This window comes from Bosea sp. (in: a-proteobacteria) (genome assembly GCA_023910605.1).
GTDB lineage: Bacteria > Pseudomonadota > Alphaproteobacteria > Rhizobiales > Beijerinckiaceae > Allobosea.
This window is the reverse complement of the sequence record JAAVVV010000001.1, coordinates 1,799,113-1,816,974: the sequence shown is the minus strand read 5'-3', so window position 1 is coordinate 1,816,974 and position 17,862 is coordinate 1,799,113. Positions and strand designations below refer to the sequence as shown.

Below are 17,862 nucleotides of genomic sequence, written 5' to 3'. Positions count from 1 at the left end.
CAGGTGAAACCAGCTTTCCAGATGGTGTCACCAAAAGCGCGCGGAGGAGTTAACCTCCTTCGCATGAAAGGCAACATACTCCGACGACCCTGCCGATCAACCCGAATGAAAGCCTCGCGCCGGCCGGCGGGCCGCTTTGGAAGCAGGTGTTGCAAGATCGACACGGTTTAACCGGGATTGGTAAGGAACGCCTAACCTTATGCCGCGTCGAACGGCCCCATCATGCCCTCCAGGGGCTGTTCCGGGCATTTTCGTGCGCTCCGAATCCGGCCGGCCAGCCAGGGGAATCGGCTGCGGCTTGCCGTTGCAGGCGGGCGTGGCGGGCGGGCGGGCGCGGCTGCGGGATTCGCGCTGTTTCGGGGATTCGGTTTGCACGCGCGCGCACTCCTTCGTGCCGCTGGTGGAATACCACGTGCGTTGTGTGGGATTCGGTTTGCACGCACGCGCGCGCTCCTTATAGATATACTCAGATCCAATGCGGACAGCCGCACGGTCACAAACGTCCAGCGCGCCAACGAGCGCACACCGGAGGAAGAAGATGATTTCACGTCGCGAATTCGTTGCTGGCATGGCAGGCGCCGGCGCAGCGGCAGGCCTCGGCCTTGGGCCGGCCCAGGCCCAGACCGTCGAAATGCTGCGCATGTTCGTGCCCGCCGCGCCCGGCGGCGGCTGGGACCAGACCGCCCGCTCCATTGAGCAGGTGCTGCGCGCCACCAATGCGGTCAATGGCGTCCAGATCACCAATGTGCCGGGCGCGGGCGGCGCGGTCGGCCTGCCGCAGTTCCTCAACAACTGGCGCGGCCAGGGCAATTCGCTGATGGTCGCCGGCATGGTGATGGTCGGCTCCCTGATCGCCAACAAGAGCCCGATGCGCATCACGCAGACGACGCCGATCGCGCGCCTCACCGGCGAATTCCTCGCGCTTGTCGTGCCGGCGGCCTCGCCGTTCAGGACCGCCAGGGATTTCGTCGATGCGCTGAAGGCCGACGCCAGCAAAGTGCCGGTGGCCGGCGGCTCGGCCGGCGGCTCGGACCATATCCTGCTGGGCATGATCGCCAAGGCCTCGGGCGTGGCGGCGGCCAAGGCGTCCTATGTCGCTTTCTCGGGCGGCGGGCCGGCCATGGCGGCGCTGCTTGGCAACCAGGTCGCCGCGGGCGTCTCGGGATATGGCGAATTCGCCGAACAGGTTAAGGCCGGCAAGCTGCGCCTGCTCGCCATCTCCGCCGACAAGCGGCAGGACGGCATCGACGCGCCGACCCTCAAGGAAGCAGGCGTCGATGTCGAGCTGTTCAACTGGCGCGGCGTGTTCGCCCCTCCCGGCGTCTCCGATGCCGACCGCATGGCGATGATCAACATGATCCAGAAGATGGCGGCCTCCCCGCAGTGGATCGAGGTCTGCAAGCAGCGCGACTGGACCCCGATCACGCTGGCGGGCGACGCCTACAAGGCCTTCCTCGATTCGGAATCGGCGCGCATCGAAGGCATCCTCAAAGATCTCGGCCTGGCCTGAGACTGATGTCGGCGCACGGGGGACAAACAGATCCGGGCGCTGCCGATGCGGCGCCCGGAAGCGGTCCTGCGCGGGGCGAGACCATCATCGCGTTCGGCGTAATCGGACTGGCGGTCATGGTGCTCTGGCAGGCCTGGAGCATTCCGGTCTCGCCGCTCTACGCCAAGGTGGGGCCGACCGTGGTGCCGGTCATCGCCGGCTTCGGGCTGCTGCTCTTCGGCGCGGCGCTGCTGGTTTCGGCGCTGCGCGGCGGCTGGCAGCCGGATGAGGAGAAGCGGCTCAGGATCGACCATGCCGGGCTCGCCTGGGTGTTTGTCGGGCTGGCGCTGAACGTTCTCACCATCGGCACGCTCGGCTTCACGCTCGCCTCGGTGCTTCTGTTCGTGTGCGTGACGCGCGGCTTCGGCTCGCGCAACATCGCGCGCGACGCCGCGATCGGGGCGACCTTCGCGCTGATCGCCTATCTCGGCTTCGCCAAGACGCTCAACATCAACATCGGCGCCGGTCTGGTCGAGAATGCGATCGAGTGGGTGATCGCTGCCGTGCGGGGGCGCTGAGATGGATGGCATCAACGGATTGATCACAGGATTCGGCGTCGCGCTGACGCCGATGAACCTGTTGTGGTGCCTCGTGGGCACCACGCTCGGCACGGCCATCGGCGTGCTGCCGGGGCTCGGGCCGGCGCTCACCATCGCGCTCTTGCTGCCCATCACCTTCAAGGTCGAGCCGACCTCGGCCTTCATCCTGTTCGCCGGCATCTATTACGGCGCGATGTATGGCGGCTCGACGACCTCGATCCTGCTCAACACGCCGGGCGAAAGCTCATCCATCGTCACCTCGATGGAAGGCAACAGGATGGCCCGCAACGGGCGCGCGGGCGCGGCGCTGGCCACGGCGGCGATCGGCTCCTTCGTGGCCGGCTCGATCGGCACGCTGGGCATCGCCTTCCTGGCGCCGGTGGTGGTGGACTGGGCCTTGCGCTTTGGTCCGGCGGAATACTTCGCGCTGATGATCCTCGCCTTCACCACGGTTTCGGCGGTGCTCGGCTCGTCAGCCATACGCGGGCTGGTGGCGCTGTTCTTCGGCATCTGGCTGGGGCTGATCGGCATCGACCTTCAGACAGGGCAGGCGCGCTTCACCTTCGGGCTTCAGGAACTGCTCGACGGCGTCAACGTCATCGTGGTTGCGGTCGGGCTCTTCGCGGTCGGCGAGACGCTCTACATGGCGGCGCGCTACAAGCATGAAGAGGTGAAGATCACCCCGCTCAAGGGCTCGCTCATGATGACGGGGCTGGAGTGGAAGCGCTCCATCGGGGCGTGGCTGCGCGGCACCGCCTTCGGTTTCCCCATCGGGGCCATGCCGGCCGGCGGGGCCGAAATCCCGACCTTCCTGAGCTATTACACCGAGAAGAAGCTCAGCAAGCACCCCGAGGAGTTCGGCACCGTCGGCGCCATCGAGGGCGTGGCCGGGCCGGAAGCCGCCAACAATGCCTCCGCCGCAGGCGTGCTCGTGCCGATGCTGACCCTTGGCCTGCCGACCTCGGCCACGGCCGCGATCATGCTCTCCGCGTTCCAGAGCTACGGCATCAACCCGGGGCCGCTCCTGCTCCAGACCCAGCCGACGCTGGTCTGGGGCCTGATCGCCTCACTGTTCATCGGCAATGTGATGCTGCTGGTGCTGAACCTGCCGCTGATCGGGCTGTGGGTGAAGATGCTGCAAATCCCGCCGCCGCTGCTCTATGCGGGCATCCTGGTCTTCGCCACCATCGGCACCTACGGCATCTCGCAATCCTTCGTGGACCTGCTGCTGCTCTACATCGTGGGCGCGATCGGCTACCTGATGCGGCGCTACGACTTCCCCACCGCGCCGGTCATCATCGGCATGATCCTGGGGCCGCTCGCCGAGCAGAACTTCCGGCAGGCGATGACGATCTCGGCCGGCGACTGGACGGTGTTCTTCACCCGCCCGCTGTCGCTGACGATCTTCCTGATCGCGGCGCTGCTGGTGATCGCGCCAAGGGTCTACACGATGGCGAAAGAGAGCCAGAGGCGGCAAAGCCGGGCGCACTGACAAGGCTACGCGCCGCGATGAACCCCATCGCGGCGCGCGCTCAGGCGAACCAGCGCACCAGCGCCAGCGCAAGGCCGGGCACCGCCAGCACAAGGCCGAGGCGCACCAGATCCGCAACGATGAAGGGCAGGACGCCGCTATAGGTCCGCGTGATCGGCACATCGCGCGCGATGGTGTTGATGACGAAGACGTTGAGGCCGATGGGCGGGGCCGTGAGGCCGATGCCAACCACGATCAGCACGAGAACGCCGAACCAGATCGCCACCTCGTCAGGGGGCATCCCGAAATCCAGTCCCTGGATGATCGGGAAGAAGACCGGCAGCGTGAGCAGGATCATGGCCAGTTCGTCCATGACCGCGCCGAGCAGGATGTAGAACCCCAGCATCACGATCAGCACCATGTAGGGAGAGAAGCCCGAGGAGCCGATGATCTCGGCCGCGATGGTCGGCAGCCGCGAGAGCGCGAGGAAAGCGCCGAACACCTCCGCGCCGAGCAGGATGACGAAGATCATGCCGGAGGTCTCAGCAGTCTGGCGCAGGGCCGACAGGATGTCGCGCCAGCTGAGCGAGCGCTGCGCAAGCCCGATCAGCAGCATCGCCACCGCGCCGACGGCGGCGCCTTCGGTAGGCGTGAAGACCCCGCCATAAATGCCGCCCACGACAATGACCGCCAGCAGGATGGCGGGCATCACGGCCACATCGAGGACCGCAACCAGCGCGCCGAGCGCGGCCAGCCTGGCGGCGTCCGCGCCGTCCATCCCGCCCCGCCCCCATTGCACGGCCGCGATGGCGACGAGCAGCCCGGCAACAGCCAGGACCCAGCGCGGCCGGCGCGCCGGCTCCGCCGTGACGGGCAGATCGGCAGGCGCCAGCGCCGGATTGCGCCGCACGAGGATTGCGATGGTGATGCAATAGAACAAAGCGGCGAGCAGGCCCGGAATCAGCGCCGCCTGGAACAGCCTGGCGATGTTCTGCTCGGTGGTGATGGCATAGACGACAAGGATGACCGAGGGCGGGATGAGGATGCCGAGCGTGCCGCCCACCGCGATGACGCCCGTGGCGAAGCCGCTGTCATAGCCATACTTGCGCAGCTCGGGCAAAGCGGCGCGGCCGAAGGTGGCGGTGGTGGCGACCGACGAGCCGCAGATCGCGCCGAAGGCGGTGCATGCGCCGATCACGGCCATGGCGAGGCCGCCGCGCAGCCCGCCCAGCAGCGATTGCGCCGAGCGGAACAGCGCGCTCGCCATGCCCGCCCGCTCCGCCAGCGCGCCCATGAGGATGAACAGCGGGATGACCGAGAGCGTGTAGTTGGCGAACTGATGATAGGTGTTGGTCTTGATGTAGGCCATGAAGGCCGCGCCGCTGGACAGCTGGGCGTAGCCCACGGCGCCGACCAGCAGCATGGACAGCCCGATGGGAGCGCGCAGCGCGATCAGCGCCAGCATCACGCCGAAACCGGCGAGGGCCAGGGTCATTCCGCTCATGATCTGTCTTCAGCCCCGGCGTTGAGCAGGCGGATCGCACTCGCGAGGCAGGTCAGCACGAGCAGCGTGCAGAGCGCCGCGCACAGCATGATGGCCGGCCAGACCGCAAGCTGGAGCTGCATGGTCGTCTCGCCTGTCCGCATCGCGTCGCGCGCGCCGCTGAACAGCCCATAGGCGCACAGCGCCATGAAGGCGGCAAAGGCCAGATCCCACCCCGCATCGAGCATGGCGCGCGCACGCGGGCTCATCCAGTTGCTGAAGGTGTCGACATAGATATTGCCGCGGCGCGCCTGGGTGTAGGGCAGATAGGTGAAGACCGCGATCGCCGCACCCATCCTCACGAACTCGAAATCTCCCTCGACCGGGCTGCTGAAAAGCCACCGGCCCAGCACGCTGGCGACGACAAGGCCGGCAACCGCCAACGCAAGCGCGCCGCCAATGATGGCGACCCGGCCTGTCAGGCGGTCAAGCCAGGGAAATGGCGCAACCGGCGCGGGGGCATGATCCGACATGAAAATCCGAGGGGCCTGAGGATGCGCCGGGAAAGCCCGGCAGAGCAGGAACGCATGGCCTTGGCGGCAAGGCCGGGCTGCCTCCGACGGCGCCCGGCCCTGCCCCGGGATCAGCCGGCGGCGGCCTCATACTTGGCGACGAGGCGGCGGGCGTCGGCGATCATCTTCGCGCCGTCGATCCCCCTCGCCTTGACCTGCTCGATCCAGGCCGTGTGCACAGGCTCGGTGGCCTTGATCCAGCGCTGCTTCTCCTCTTCGGAGATGGCGCTGATCGTGTTGCCGGACCGCGCCCTGACCATGGCGGAGACGGCCGTGGCCTCGTTGTCCCACATCGGCCCCGCCATGTCGGCGAAGGCCTGGCCGGAACAGGCGTCGATCACCGCGCGCGCATCGGCCGGCATGGCTTCATATCTGGCCTTGTTCATCGCCAGGAAGAAGCTCGCGGTGTAGAGCGTGGGCGAGCCGGGGATTTCGGTGTGGAAGCGCACCAGTTCCTGCACCTTCACCGCAGGCACGACCTCCCACGGAATCACGGCCCCGTCGATGACGCGCTGGGCCAGGCTTTCGGGCACCTGCGGGACCGGCATGCCGATCGAGGTCGCGCCCAGGGCCTTCAGCGCCTCGCCGGCGAGGCGGGTAGGGTTGCGCAGCTTGAGGCCCTTCAGGTCATCCATGGTGCGGATGGCGCGATTGGCATGGATCACGCCGGCATCATGCGCCCAGTAGGCCAGCATCTTCACGTCCTTGACCTCGTCCTTGAGGTGAAGGTCGGCGAATTCCTGCGCGGCGCGGGCATTCACCACGGCCCGGCGCGAGGCGATGAAGGGGAGTTCGAACACCTCGGTCAAGGGAAAGCGGCCCGGCGTGTTGCCCGGCAGGGTCCACACGATGTCGGCCACGCCGTCGCGCGCCTGATCGAAGAGTTGCGGCGGCGTGCCGCCAAGCTGCATGGCGGGGAAGATGTCGATCTTGATCTTGCCCTGGCTCTGCGTCTCGACCTTGCGCGCCCAGGGGGCCAGCAGCTTGGCGTGCGCGTTGGAAACGGGGGGCAGGAAGTGGTGCAGGCGCAGCGTGGTCACGGCCTGCGCGCGGCCGGATGTCGAGAGAAAGGGCATGGACAGGGCCGCTGCGGCGGCGCTGGCGCCAAACTGGCGTCGGGAAAGGGTCATGGTCGTGCATCCTCCTGTTGGTCAGGCTCCGGGCGACGGCCGCCTGAGCCTCATTTCACGGCGCTTTTTCGGGCAGCGCCCTGTAGCCTTATGGTCCTGGTTGTTCCGGCCTTTTCGTCCCGGGCCTTTCCGTTAAAGCTCCGCCCTCGGAAGCGGCGAAGCGAACGGCCCTTGCGCTATCGAGAGCCCAATACGGGTGCTGTCGTCAACCGTTTCCGTGCATCGCCTGCGCCCAGTGGCCGGAAGCGCACGGCAAAATCTCACCTGCCCAAACGGCAGCCGACCGCGCAGCGCGGGCGATGCGCTTCCGCTCCGGCGCAGCCGTTTCACCGAAGGCGCCAGCGGCAGGCTTGCCAAATCGGGTCCGCAGCGTCATACACCGATCGCACGGAGACGTGGCCGAGCGGCTGAAGGCACTCGTTTGCTAAATGAGCATACCTGGAAACGGGTATCATGGGTTCGAATCCCATCGTCTCCGCCAGCCTTACCGATGATGTGGTGAAGGCAGGGCTGCACGCTTTGCCGGCCGACCAGATCGCCCGCTTCCTGCGGATCGGCGACATGATCCAGGCCTTGGGGCTTGAGCGTGGCGGAGAGCCCCATGTGAAGCATATCCTGGGGCCTCTTTGGGAAATGCGCATGAAGGGCCGCGATGGCATCTCACGCGCCTTCCGTGTGGTGGCAAGGCCGAAGCGGGTTGTCGCGGTCCGGGTCTTTGTCAAGAAAACGCAGAAGACCCCACGACGGGAAATCGAGCTTGCCTTGAAGCGAGCGGAGCACGTGAAATGACCAGGTTCGATGATCTGAAGAAGGAGTTGCTGAAGCGTGACGACGTTCGCGCCGAATATGACGCCTTGGCCGAGGAATTCTCGCTTGCCGAAGCGCTCCTGCGTGCCCGCGCCGAGGCTGACATGACGCAAACCCAGGTGGCAGAGAAGATGAAGACCTCGCAGTCCTATGTCGCCAAGCTCGAGAGCGGACAGGCGAGCCCGTCAATGAAGGCCTTGCAGCGCTATGCGGCAGCGACAGGAGCGCGGTTGAGAATCAGTCTGGAGCATGTCGTGACGCCATGAGTGATAACTCAGGACTGTCTACCGACTATGGTTTGTCGATGTTGCACTTCAGATTTGAGACCGCCCTCGCTAAAGTGCAGACGCGCACGCATATGCTCTGGCATGTATTCTATGCCTTGAAGGGTTAAAGGGGCTGCGCCCCATCGCCCGTAAAGGGGGCCGAGGCTCCGCGCTGCGCTTGTGCGCCCGCACCAACCCCTTGACCCGCCCTCCCCGCTCATTGGCGCGGGCCTAGTCAGGCTTGCGGGGAAACCCTTCTTTTCAAAAAAGCACTTGTCAGCGGTGGTAATGTTGCCTACCATAAGAACAAAGAGAGGACATATCCATGGCCAATGTTGAAAAGGTGAGCGTTGCCCTTACCCCTGAAATGGCAGCAACCATGCGTCAGGTTGTGGACGCAGGCGAATATGCGTCCGCAAGCGAAGTGATGCGCGAGGCGCTCAGAGAATGGAAGTCGCGCCGTTTGCAGCGCGAACAGGCGATAGAAGAGCTTGGCCGTCAGTGGGACATTGGCATTGCCAGCGGCGCTGCCGTGGATGGTGAGCAGGCCTTTGCACGTATCCGCGCGCGGCTGGACGAAAAATTACCTGCCTCCAGCGCACAATGACATTCCGCCTACGCCCCGAAGCAGAGGCCGACATAGAGGGCATTGCCCTTTATATTGCCGAGGACAACCCCGTTGCCGCCCGCAACTGGTTCAATGACATCTACCTGCGCTGCCAGCGCCTTGGCTCTATGCCTGCCATGGGGGTTGCGCGGTTTGATGTGCGGCCAAACCTGCGCATGTTCCCCGTCGGCAACTACCTCATTCTGTATCAGGAGATAGAGGGCGGCGTTGAGATTGTGCGCGTTCTGCACGGCGCAAGGCAGTGGCAAGAGCTTTTGTAGGCGTGGGAGACAGGCAAACATGATCACAAAAGACCCGCATGCGCCTCTCATGGTTCGGTTTGATAGTTTGACCGAGCTGTGGAGGGTCGAAGATGACGTGCGCGGCCGGAATGCAGACACCCGCGCGAAGCTCCGGCAGGAAAAGTCTGCGCCTGTCGTCGCGCGCCTCTTCGATCTTTGGGAACGGGAGCTCGGCAAGGTCTCCGGCAAGTCCAAGACGGCGGAAGCAATCCGCTATGCGCTCGCCCGCCGTGAAGCACTCGAACGGTTCCTCTCCGACGGTCGCATTGAAATCGACTCCAACATCGTCGAACGGGCCATCAGGCCTCAAACCATTACGCGAAAGAACAGCCTCTTTGCCGGAAGTGAAGGCGGTGGCAGGACCTGGGCTACACTGGGAACGCTTCTGCAAACCGCCAGGATGAACAATGTCGATCCTCTCGACTGGCTGTCGCAAACCCTCGCGCATATCGCCCAAGGATGGCCCGCATCCAAAATCGACGCCCTCATGCCCTGGAACTTCAGGTCAAACGCCCTCAGCTAACCGCTTACGAATGAGAGGGAATACTGGTAGCATAATCGTTATGCATATGTACGAATCGCGGCGGCATCGAAGAATAGCACATGCGCTTTAGACCCTCCTCTGACGCCGTAGTGTCACTGTTTTCTGGTGCCGGAGGCATGTCGCTAGGCTTTGCCGAGGCAGGGCTAAAGCCGTCGCTAGCCGCCGACTTTGAGAAAGATGCCTGTGCGACCTATGCCGCCAACCTTGGCGACGCGATTCAATGCCTCGACCTTGAAGCACCCACTCCGAAATTTATGAAAGAGCTTTCGCGGTATGAAGGAGCATTCGCCCTCATTGGTGGGCCGCCGTGTCAGGGTTTCAGCAGTGCTGGGCTTAAGCGAAGCGGCGACGCCCGTAATAAACTAATTTTTAGCTATTTGAACATCGTCGAGGTGATACGGCCACGCTGGTTCCTTTTCGAAAACGTAGAAGGTTTGCTGACTTCTAACGACGGCGAAAGCGTCACTGACCTTGTGCGAAGCTTCATTTCAATTGGCTACCGAGTACGGCTTGAAAAAGTGAATTTTGCAGCATACGGGCTCCCGCAGGCAAGAAAGCGGGTCTTGTTGATTGGCAATCGCATCGGCGTCGATTTCGAACTGCCTGCGAAAACTCACTCCTACGATGCAGGAAAACATCGCGCACCCTCTAGGCTTCCCCAAGCCCCGTCTTTTGATGAAGCGGTCGCAAGTTTGGGACGCGCTGTCCGAGAAAATAGAGCAGTCTGCACATACGTCAGCGGTGCTAGAAACGCCTACGACGCAGCAATGCGCGTTGGAAACACATGCGGAGGCGTTGATTTACATGCCGCCGAAGAAATGTCCGAAAGTATGCAAAAGGTGTTGCAGCACTTAAGCCAAGGGCAGACGATGAAGGACGTGCCCGAAACGCTATGGCACGAGAGTTTTAGACGGCGGGCTTTTCGTCGCGTAATGGACGGAACACCAACCGAAAGGCGCGGGGGTTCCCCCAGCGGGGTTAAGAGACTTGTGGGAAATCTGAACGCTCTTACCATTACGAGCGCGGCTACACGAGAGTTCATACATCCCCACGAAAATCGCCCTCTTACTTTGCGCGAAGCAGCGCGTCTGCAATCATTTCCCGACCGCTATACATTCGAAGGCGGCGCTATGAGCATTGCCCGTCAAATTGGAAACGCTTTCCCTCCGCTTGCTGCTAGCAGACTCGCAATGCACCTGGCGACGTTGGACGGACAAGCAGGTGCAGGCGTTGGCAGCTTCAAAGAAAGTGGCGCGCTCATTGGATTCCACTTGACCGATGCAATGGGAATGAGCCCCGCATTGGCGAAAACTGACGCCATGCTCGCCGGTCTTTCAATGCAGCAAGTACCTCTCGATTTTAACGCTCTAATGCAGCGAAGTGCATAAAATGGCGCGCGATACTCGCCTGTCCCTTGAACAAACAAAGCGCCTTTCAAGCGCAGGCGTGCTCGGGACAGGGCGCGATATCGTAATCACGCTCGGGGACAATGAGCTTCTGACGTTGCTTGCGGTCATCGCCACGGACACGAACCGCCCCGACTTATTGCGCGGACTACCGACGCTTCCTCCCAGTGCCGGTGGCGACTACTACAGGATTCCAGTCGGCTGGTTTGAGAAACAAAAGGCCACCATTGGTTTGATAGAAACTTATTTGAAGTTCGTGGCTGAGTTGAAGGACTTCGAGACATATTTTGACTGCCTTTGCAGCCTCCACAAAAGGCGGAAGAAATATGCAGTTATTTTGGCTGCGCAGCCTCTACCAACGATGGTTCAGGTTTCACCTAAGTCGCTTTTGGAATTTGGCGGACTGCCTTCTGATGCACTCGCGTCTTGGTTGACATGGCGGAAGTGGTTTTTTGACATCGACAATCGAGCAGCACAGGAAACTGGTTATCTCTTTGAACCTATCCTCGCCAGTTCCTTGGGGGGTGAGCCGTATTCGGCGAGCCGGTCGCCAATACGACGCGTTTCTGACGGCAATAAAGGACGGCAGGTTGACTGTATCGTTGGTAAAGACGCCTACGAATTCAAGTTGAGGGTCACCATTGCGGCCAGTGGGCAAGGAAGATTTGGGGAAGAAATAGCCTTTGCGCGAGATTGTCGCGCATCAGGTTATCGTCCGGTCTTGTTGGTTCTAGACCCTACCCCCAATCCTCGCCTGTCCGACTTAAAAGCTGCATTTGAAGCGGTCGACGGAGTCGCATTTATAGGCGATAAGGCATGGGAGCACTTGGAGAAGGAGGCTGGAAGCACTATGGCGACATTCGTCGAACATTATGTCAGGCGTCCCATTGCAGAAGTGGGAACCCATGCCCCCATCCTTCTCGACCTCAACGCATCTGCGGCAACCGACCGTCGCGAGTTCACGTTTCGCCTCGGCACGGAACACGAATGGAAAATTTCCCGCGCGGAGAACCAAGCGCTCGCGCTTTCGGACGACGGCGAGCCTTCATGAAGGCCTAGTTAGCTAAAAGCCCCCACCTTCGGACATTTAGTTTTGTTGCATAATTCAAGAATTTTGCACGCTTCTTCAACATCAACGATTTCAAACGCTTGAAGCGTGCAGAAATCGCGTGCATAATCAGGGTATGAAATCGATCGGTTATGCCCGCGTTTCGACATCCGGCCAGACTGACCCGCCCCCATTGAATTGGTCCACCCTGAAGTATGTCTTGTGGCAACGAGGAGGATCTGATCGATGCCGAGAGAGCGTCACAAACCCGAAGAGATCGTCGCGAAGTGGCATGTCATGACAACCTGTCACCCTGATGACTGAGCCGATCTGAAAAAGGCATCCCGCAACGGAGATGCGCCCCATAATGACAAGACTACCGGCCGCCACGCTGATGCCTTCGGCTGCGGCATCCACCAGCCCGGCATGCGCTTTTGACTGGAAGCAGGCCTCCGGCACCGAGACCACCCTTATGGCAAGCGAGCATCCCGGTGCGGTTCGATCCCCCTGCATTCGACTGATGTGTCCGGGCGCAGACGATGAATCCGGGCCCGCCAGCAGCTGATCCAGATCAAGCAGCTGCATGCCGGCCGGAGGCAGTGTCGTCCCCACAGGAGACGACGCCATGACGACATATGCCCCGCTCAAGACCATCACGCTGCATCTGGCCCGCACCAGGGAGCATCCTGACGGATCGACCCGTCACGGCTATCAGTTGACTGCGCCCCTGGGACAGGATGGCCGCATCGACGCCGAGGCATGGAAGCACCATCGCAATGGTTGCATCGTGCATCGCTTCTGGGGCGACGAGCCACGCCAGCGCGGCGTCCTTGTCCACCGGGCGGGAGGCGCCGCCGGCGCGCACTGGAGCTTCGATTATGACCGCAGCACCGACAATGACGACGAGGACGGCTACCGGCTGGCCGATCATGTCTTTGCGCCGGGGGAATATGTCTCCATCCGGGATGCCGACGATGAGCTGCACACCTTCCGGGTCGTCTCAGTGGAGCCGTTCTAGGCGGCGCGCCCGCCGCTCGGGGCCCGTGCAGGCCCCTGGCACTGGATCGCGCACACATGGATGAGCGGCAGCGCCAGCTCCTGTCGAATGCGCAGATGGCAGCGGCGGATGCGGCCGCCATCGCATCGGGCGTGCCGCTCGACCGGCTGATGGAAGCCGCCGGGCGCGCCGTCGCAGACGAGACGCCGCCGGGGAGCCCGGTGCTGGTTCTGTGCGGGCCGGGCAACAATGGCGGCGATGGTTATGTCGCCGCGCGGCTTCTGGCAGCCGCCGGCCGCATGGTCCGCGTGTTTGCGGACGGCACGCCAAGAAGTGCGGCAGCGGCGAGAGCGGCGGCGCTCTGGACTGGCGAGATCAGCCCGCTGGCGGTCTTCCATCCCGAGCCCGGCTGCGTGGTGATCGACGCGCTGTTCGGGGCAGGTCTTGCCGGCCCCATCGCCGGCCTGGCCGCTGCGGCCATCGCAAGGCTGAACGATGCAGGCTGCCTCGTGGTGGCGGTGGACGTGCCATCCGGCGTCGATGGCGACACGGGCCAGGCTGCGGGCATCGCGGTGAGGGCCGCGACAACGGTCTGCTTCTTCCGGGCTCGCCCCGGCCATTGGCTCTGGCCCGGCCGGGCCCTGCGCGGCGCACTGCGCATCCGCGACATCGGCCTGATGCCGGCGCATCTGGCAGGACAGGCGCCCTCCACGCATGTGAACGTGCCTTCGCTGTGGCGTGCGGCCCTGCCCGAGCCCGGCCTCGATGCCCACAAATATCGGCGTGGGCACTGCCTCGTCATCAGCGGCCCCGCCTTGCATGCCGGCGCGGCGCGGCTGGCGGCGACCGGATCGCTCAATGCCGGGGCAGGCGCCGTCACCCTCGCCGGCGACCGCGAGGCGCTGCTGGTTCACGCGCACCATGTCACCGCGATCATGCTGCGCGAGACAGCCGACGCCGCAGCGCTGGAGGCCCTGCTTGCGGAAGGCCGCCATGGCAGCGCCGTGATCGGGCCTGCGGCAGGGCTGGGCGAGGCCACCGCCGCGCGCATGGAAGCGCTCCTCGCCAGTGGCCTTGCCCTCGTGATCGATGCCGACGCCATCACCGTGCTGGCGGGCCGGCCGGATCTGCTGGCCGCGCGGCGAAACGCCTGCGCCGGTGGTGCTCACCCCCCATGCGGGTGAGTTCGAGCGCCTGTTCGCGGGCCGGCTCGATGCGGACGCGGCCTATGCCGCCCTGCCTGCCCGCCACCGCGCCTCGAAGCTGGAAAAGGCCCGCGCGGCGGCGCGGCTGAGCGGGGCGATCCTGGTCCTGAAGGGCGTGGACACGGTGATCGCGGCGCCCGATGGGCGCGCGGCGATCAACGCCAATGCCGGGCCGGAGCTGGCGACGGCGGGATCGGGCGATGTGCTGGCGGGCATCATCGGCGCGCATCTGGCGCAAGGCATGCCTGGTTTCGAGGGGGCCGCCGCGGGCGTCTGGCTGCATGCGCATTGCGGCGGGCTCTACGGCGCTGGCCTGACGGCCGACAGGCTGGTGGAGCAGATGAAGCCGCTCGCCGCCTTCAGGCGGGATGTCCGGGCTTGAGGGAGAGGCCGACGCGCGAGATTCCGTCGCCCTTGCAACCAGCCATGAAAGCGCGACAGCGCGACAGCGTGGACCTATGCAGGGGCCCGGGCTGCCGCGCTTCACCGCCCGCTCAGCACCAGTGGACCACTTTCATGCCGCACTGCCGCCCGGAATTTGCTCCGTTGTTGACACGGCAAAAGAGAAAGTTAAGGTTGATGGCCGAGCGCGCGGGAGGCACAGGCTAAGACAAGTCTTCAATCGCCGTACGGCAGTTCAGTCCGCGAGACTGCAAGAAACGTCCATTTGGGAGGAATTAACGATGCTAAAGAAGATTTTGCTCGCCGGCAGCGTGCTGGCCATGATGTCGTCCTCGGCTGTCGCCGCGGATATCGTCGGCTTGATCACCAAGACCAACACCAATCCCTTCTTCGTCAAGATGAAGGAAGGCGCGGAGGCCAAGGCCAAGGAGCTTGGCGTCACGCTGCGATCTTATGCCGGCAAAGCCGATGGCGACAATGACGGACAGGTCCAGGCCATCGAGGCGCTGATCGCCGCCGGCGCCAAGGGCTTCATGATCGTGCCCTCGGATTCGACCGCCATCGTGCCGACCATCAAGAAAGCCCGCGACGCCGGCATGCTGGTGATCGTGCTCGATACCCCGCTCGATCCGATCAACGCGGCGGACGCGACCTTCGCCACCGATAATTTCAAGGCCGGCGAACTCATCGGCAAATGGGCCGCGGGGCAGCTTGGCCCCGACGGCGTGAAAAAAGCCAAAATCGCCACGCTCGATCTTACCGCCAACCAGCCGACAGTCGATTATCTGCGCCATAACGGCTTTCTGACCGGCTTCGGCATCCCGGTGAAGAACCCCAAGCGCTATTCCACTTCGGATGATCCGCGCATCGTCGGCAGCGGCGTCACCGCCGGCTCCGAGGAAGGCGGGCGCAAGGCGATGGAAACCATCATGCAGAAGGCGGACGGCATCAACGTCGTCTATGCCATCAACGAACCGGCGGCAGCCGGCGGCTTTGCCGCGATGAAGGCGGCAGGTAAGGAAAAGGGCGTGCTCTTCGTCGGCGTCGACGGCGGCTGCCCCGGCGTCAAGGCGGTGGCGGCTGGAACGCTCGGCGCCACCTCGCAGCAATATCCGCTGCTGATGGCCTCCAAGGGGGTCGAGGCCATCGCCGCTTTCGTCAAGACCGGCAAGAAGCCGGAAAAGTACCCCGGGCCTCGAATTCACCGATACGGGCGTGACGCTGATCACCGACAAGCCGGTGCCGGGCGTGCCCTCGATCACCAGCGCCGAAGGCTTGAAGCTCTGCTGGGGCTGATCGCCTGATGCATCAATCGTTTTCCAGCCGGCGGGCATTGCCCCGCCGGCTGGTTCTTAGCCGGTTGCCTTTGCCCCCGCGATGCTCCTTCAGGACGGCCTGCCATGTCTTTGCCCAACGAGAGCAGCCAAAAGAACGAACCGTCCGGGGCGGAGTTCGAGAAGGGTCTGCGCGAGGCTGCGACCGACATCGCCTCTTTCGACGAGGATAAGCCTGGCGTGATGAAGCGCCTGCAGCGCTTCCTGCATGCCTATCCGACCGTCGTCCCCTTCATCGTGTTGCTGGCCGGCCTTTTGCTTGGGGCGTCCGTGAACTGGACGCGCTTCGCCACCGGCGCGAATCTCTCCACCATTCTGCTGCAAGTCACCATCATCGGCATTCTGGGCATCGCCCAGACGCTGATCATCCTCACTGCCGGCATCGATCTGTCGGTCGGCGTGGTGATGGTGCTGTCCTCCGTCGTGATGGGCCGGCTTTGCGTCATCAATGGCTGGCCGGTGGAGCTGGGCTTCGCCATGGGCGTCTTGGTCGGCACCGCGTGCGGAATGCTGAATGGCCTGCTCGTGACACGATTACGCATGCCGCCTTTCATTGTGACGCTCGGCACATTGTCGATCCTGACCGCGCTGAATATCTGGTATTCGGAATCCGAATCGATCCGCAATGTCGATTTGCAGGAGCAGGCGCCCTTTCTGCTGGCGATGGGCGAGCCGATCCAGTTCGGCACCGCGCGCATCATCTACGGCTCACTCTTCATGCTGCTGATCGCGGCGCTGGTCTGGTTCATGCTGAACCGCACCGCCTTTGGCCGCCACATCTACGCGGTCGGCGACGACCCGGAAGCCGCGCGGCTCGCCGGCATCAATCCCGATCGCACCTTGCTCGCGGTTTATGTGCTGGCGGGCTTCATCTCGGCGCTGGCCGGCTGGGTCTTGATCGGGCGCGTCGGCGCGGTCAGCCCGACGAGCGGTCAGGACGCCAATCTCGACAGCATCACGGCGGTGGTGATTGGCGGCACGAGCCTGTTCGGCGGGCGCGGCTCGATTGTCGGCACCTTGATCGGCGCGCTGATCGTCGGCGTCTTCCGCTCCAGCGTGTCGCTCGCCGGACTCGACGTATTGTGGCAGCAATTCGCGGTCGGCGTGCTGATCATCGTGGCGGTGGCGCTCGATCAATGGATCCGCAAAGTGTCGTCATGAGCGTCGAGCCCGTTTTGCAAGCCCGCGGCCTGGTCAAGCGCTATGGCCGCGTCACCGCGCTCGATCATGCCGATTTCGACCTGATGCCGGGCGAGATCCTGGCCGTGATCGGCGACAACGGCGCGGGCAAGAGCACCTTGATCAAGGCGCTCGCCGGCGCGGTCATTCCTGATCAGGGCGAAATTCGGCTGGGCGGCGCTACCGTGCATTTCCGCTCGCCCATCGAGGCGCGCGACGCCGGCATCGAGACGGTCTATCAAAATCTGGCGCTCTCCCCGGCGCTGTCCATCGCCGACAACATGTTTCTGGGCCGCGAGCGCCGCAAGCCCGGCTTTCTCGGCAATATGCTGCGCCTGCTCGACCGTGCCACGATGCAGAAAGAGGCCCGCCAGCATTTGAGCGCGCTGGGTCTGATGACGATTCAGAACATCAATCAGACGGTGGAGACCTTGTCCGGCGGCCAGCGTCAGGGCGTGGCGGTGGCGCGCGCCGCCGCCTTTGGCAGCCGCGTCATCATCATGGACGAGCCGACGGCGGCGCTCGGCGTCAAGGAATCTCGCAAGGTGCTGGAGCTGATCCTCGATGTGCGCTCCAAGGGCCTGCCCATCGTGCTGATAAGCCACAACATGCCCCATGTCTTCGAGGTGGCCGACCGCATCCATATCCACCGGCTCGGGCGGCGCGCCTGCGTGATCCGCCCCTCCTCGCACTCCATGTCGGACGCGGTCGCCATCATGACCGGGGCCATGCGCCCGCCCGAGGATGCGCAGGCGGCGTGAGGGAGCCGGGTCAGCGAAGCGACAAGGCGCACCGGGTCTGACTTGGCTCGGAATCAGACGATAGCCCCGCGCAACGCGCCGCGCGATCACGCGCGATCAGGATCAAGAACAATGGCATGAAGGCTGCCGCATGTGCTGGCGGGCGTCATCGGCGCGCATCTGGCGCAAGGCATGCCTGGTTTCGGGGGGGGGGCGCCGCGGGCGTCTGGCTGCATGCGCATTGCGGCGGGGTCTGCGGCGGGGTCTGCGGCGCTGGCCTG

General features: G+C 64.0%; 15 protein-coding genes, 1 tRNA gene and 3 pseudogenes. 16 read left to right on the top strand and 3 right to left on the bottom strand.

Features of this window, described 5'->3' with window-relative positions; all coding sequences use genetic code 11:
* Positions 1 to 538 precede the first annotated feature (538 nt).
* The 3 genes from HEQ16_08800 to HEQ16_08790 are packed head-to-tail and all read left to right on the top strand — an operon-like array spanning position 539 to position 3,580.
* Positions 539 to 1,510, top strand: a complete 972-nt coding sequence (locus HEQ16_08800) for a tripartite tricarboxylate transporter substrate binding protein (GenBank protein MCO4054134.1) — start codon at positions 539 to 541, stop codon at positions 1,508 to 1,510.
* A 5-nt stretch (positions 1,511 to 1,515) separates the two neighbouring features.
* Positions 1,516 to 2,067, top strand: coding sequence for a tripartite tricarboxylate transporter TctB family protein (locus tag HEQ16_08795; GenBank protein MCO4054133.1), 552 nt, complete (start codon positions 1,516 to 1,518; stop codon positions 2,065 to 2,067).
* Between the two features lies 1 nt (position 2,068).
* Positions 2,069 to 3,580 carry a tripartite tricarboxylate transporter permease gene (locus tag HEQ16_08790; protein MCO4054132.1) on the top strand — a complete coding sequence of 504 codons (1,512 nt, stop codon included), beginning with the start codon at positions 2,069 to 2,071 and terminating at the stop codon, positions 3,578 to 3,580.
* Between the two features lie 40 nt (positions 3,581 to 3,620).
* On the opposite strand, the gene HEQ16_08785 is transcribed toward HEQ16_08790, so the two are convergent.
* From HEQ16_08785 to HEQ16_08775, 3 genes are all read right to left on the bottom strand, one after another.
* Entirely contained in the window at positions 3,621 to 5,063 is a 1,443-nt protein-coding gene (locus HEQ16_08785) for a TRAP transporter large permease (protein ID MCO4054131.1), read from the bottom strand.
* A complete protein-coding gene (locus HEQ16_08780; protein MCO4054130.1) occupies positions 5,060 to 5,575 on the bottom strand; it encodes a TRAP transporter small permease in 516 nt (171 codons plus the stop codon). Before HEQ16_08780 ends, HEQ16_08785 begins: the two co-directional genes overlap by 4 nt.
* A gap of 110 nt (positions 5,576 to 5,685) precedes the next feature.
* On the bottom strand, positions 5,686 to 6,744 hold the full coding sequence (locus HEQ16_08775) for a TRAP transporter substrate-binding protein (protein ID MCO4054129.1): 1,059 nt from the start codon (positions 6,742 to 6,744) through the stop codon (positions 5,686 to 5,688).
* Between the two features lie 389 nt (positions 6,745 to 7,133).
* Here HEQ16_08775 and HEQ16_08770 point away from each other — a divergent pair.
* The 13 genes and pseudogenes from HEQ16_08770 (at position 7,134) to HEQ16_08710 (ending at position 17,602) form a co-directional block, all read left to right on the top strand.
* A tRNA-Ser gene (locus HEQ16_08770) sits at positions 7,134 to 7,225 on the top strand.
* Positions 7,198 to 7,533, top strand: coding sequence for a type II toxin-antitoxin system RelE/ParE family toxin (locus HEQ16_08765; GenBank protein ID MCO4054128.1), 336 nt, complete (start codon positions 7,198 to 7,200; stop codon positions 7,531 to 7,533). The genes HEQ16_08770 and HEQ16_08765 overlap by 28 nt, the downstream gene beginning before the upstream one ends.
* Complete coding sequence (locus HEQ16_08760) at positions 7,530 to 7,817, top strand: helix-turn-helix transcriptional regulator (GenBank protein MCO4054127.1); 288 nt, start codon at positions 7,530 to 7,532, stop codon at positions 7,815 to 7,817. Before HEQ16_08765 ends, HEQ16_08760 begins: the two co-directional genes overlap by 4 nt.
* A gap of 325 nt (positions 7,818 to 8,142) precedes the next feature.
* The gene (locus HEQ16_08755) at positions 8,143 to 8,424 is read left to right on the top strand and encodes a type II toxin-antitoxin system ParD family antitoxin (protein MCO4054126.1); all 282 of its coding nucleotides are present in this window, start codon (positions 8,143 to 8,145) and stop codon (positions 8,422 to 8,424) included.
* Positions 8,421 to 8,705: a type II toxin-antitoxin system RelE/ParE family toxin gene (locus HEQ16_08750; GenBank protein MCO4054125.1), complete on the top strand. Its 285-nt coding sequence runs from the start codon at positions 8,421 to 8,423 to the stop codon at positions 8,703 to 8,705. Before HEQ16_08755 ends, HEQ16_08750 begins: the two co-directional genes overlap by 4 nt.
* 64 nt (positions 8,706 to 8,769) lie before the next feature.
* A pseudogene (locus HEQ16_08745) lies at positions 8,770 to 9,249 on the top strand (IS66 family transposase).
* 80 nt (positions 9,250 to 9,329) lie between these two features.
* A complete protein-coding gene (locus tag HEQ16_08740) occupies positions 9,330 to 10,658 on the top strand; it encodes a DNA cytosine methyltransferase (protein MCO4054124.1) in 1,329 nt (442 codons plus the stop codon).
* 1 nt (position 10,659) lies between these two features.
* The gene (locus HEQ16_08735) at positions 10,660 to 11,727 is read left to right on the top strand and encodes a restriction endonuclease (protein ID MCO4054123.1); all 1,068 of its coding nucleotides are present in this window, start codon (positions 10,660 to 10,662) and stop codon (positions 11,725 to 11,727) included.
* A gap of 622 nt (positions 11,728 to 12,349) precedes the next feature.
* Complete coding sequence (locus HEQ16_08730; GenBank protein MCO4054122.1) at positions 12,350 to 12,742, top strand: hypothetical protein; 393 nt, start codon at positions 12,350 to 12,352, stop codon at positions 12,740 to 12,742.
* Positions 12,743 to 12,798: 56 nt separating this feature from the next.
* A pseudogene (locus HEQ16_08725) lies at positions 12,799 to 14,308 on the top strand (NAD(P)H-hydrate dehydratase).
* A gap of 301 nt (positions 14,309 to 14,609) precedes the next feature.
* Positions 14,610 to 15,624 (top strand): annotated as a pseudogene (locus tag HEQ16_08720) (sugar ABC transporter substrate-binding protein).
* Positions 15,625 to 15,728: 104 nt separating this feature from the next.
* On the top strand, positions 15,729 to 16,823 hold the full coding sequence (locus HEQ16_08715; protein MCO4054121.1) for an ABC transporter permease: 1,095 nt from the start codon (positions 15,729 to 15,731) through the stop codon (positions 16,821 to 16,823).
* Complete coding sequence (locus tag HEQ16_08710; GenBank protein ID MCO4054120.1) at positions 16,820 to 17,602, top strand: sugar ABC transporter ATP-binding protein; 783 nt, start codon at positions 16,820 to 16,822, stop codon at positions 17,600 to 17,602. Before HEQ16_08715 ends, HEQ16_08710 begins: the two co-directional genes overlap by 4 nt.
* Positions 17,603 to 17,862: the final 260 nt, after the last annotated feature.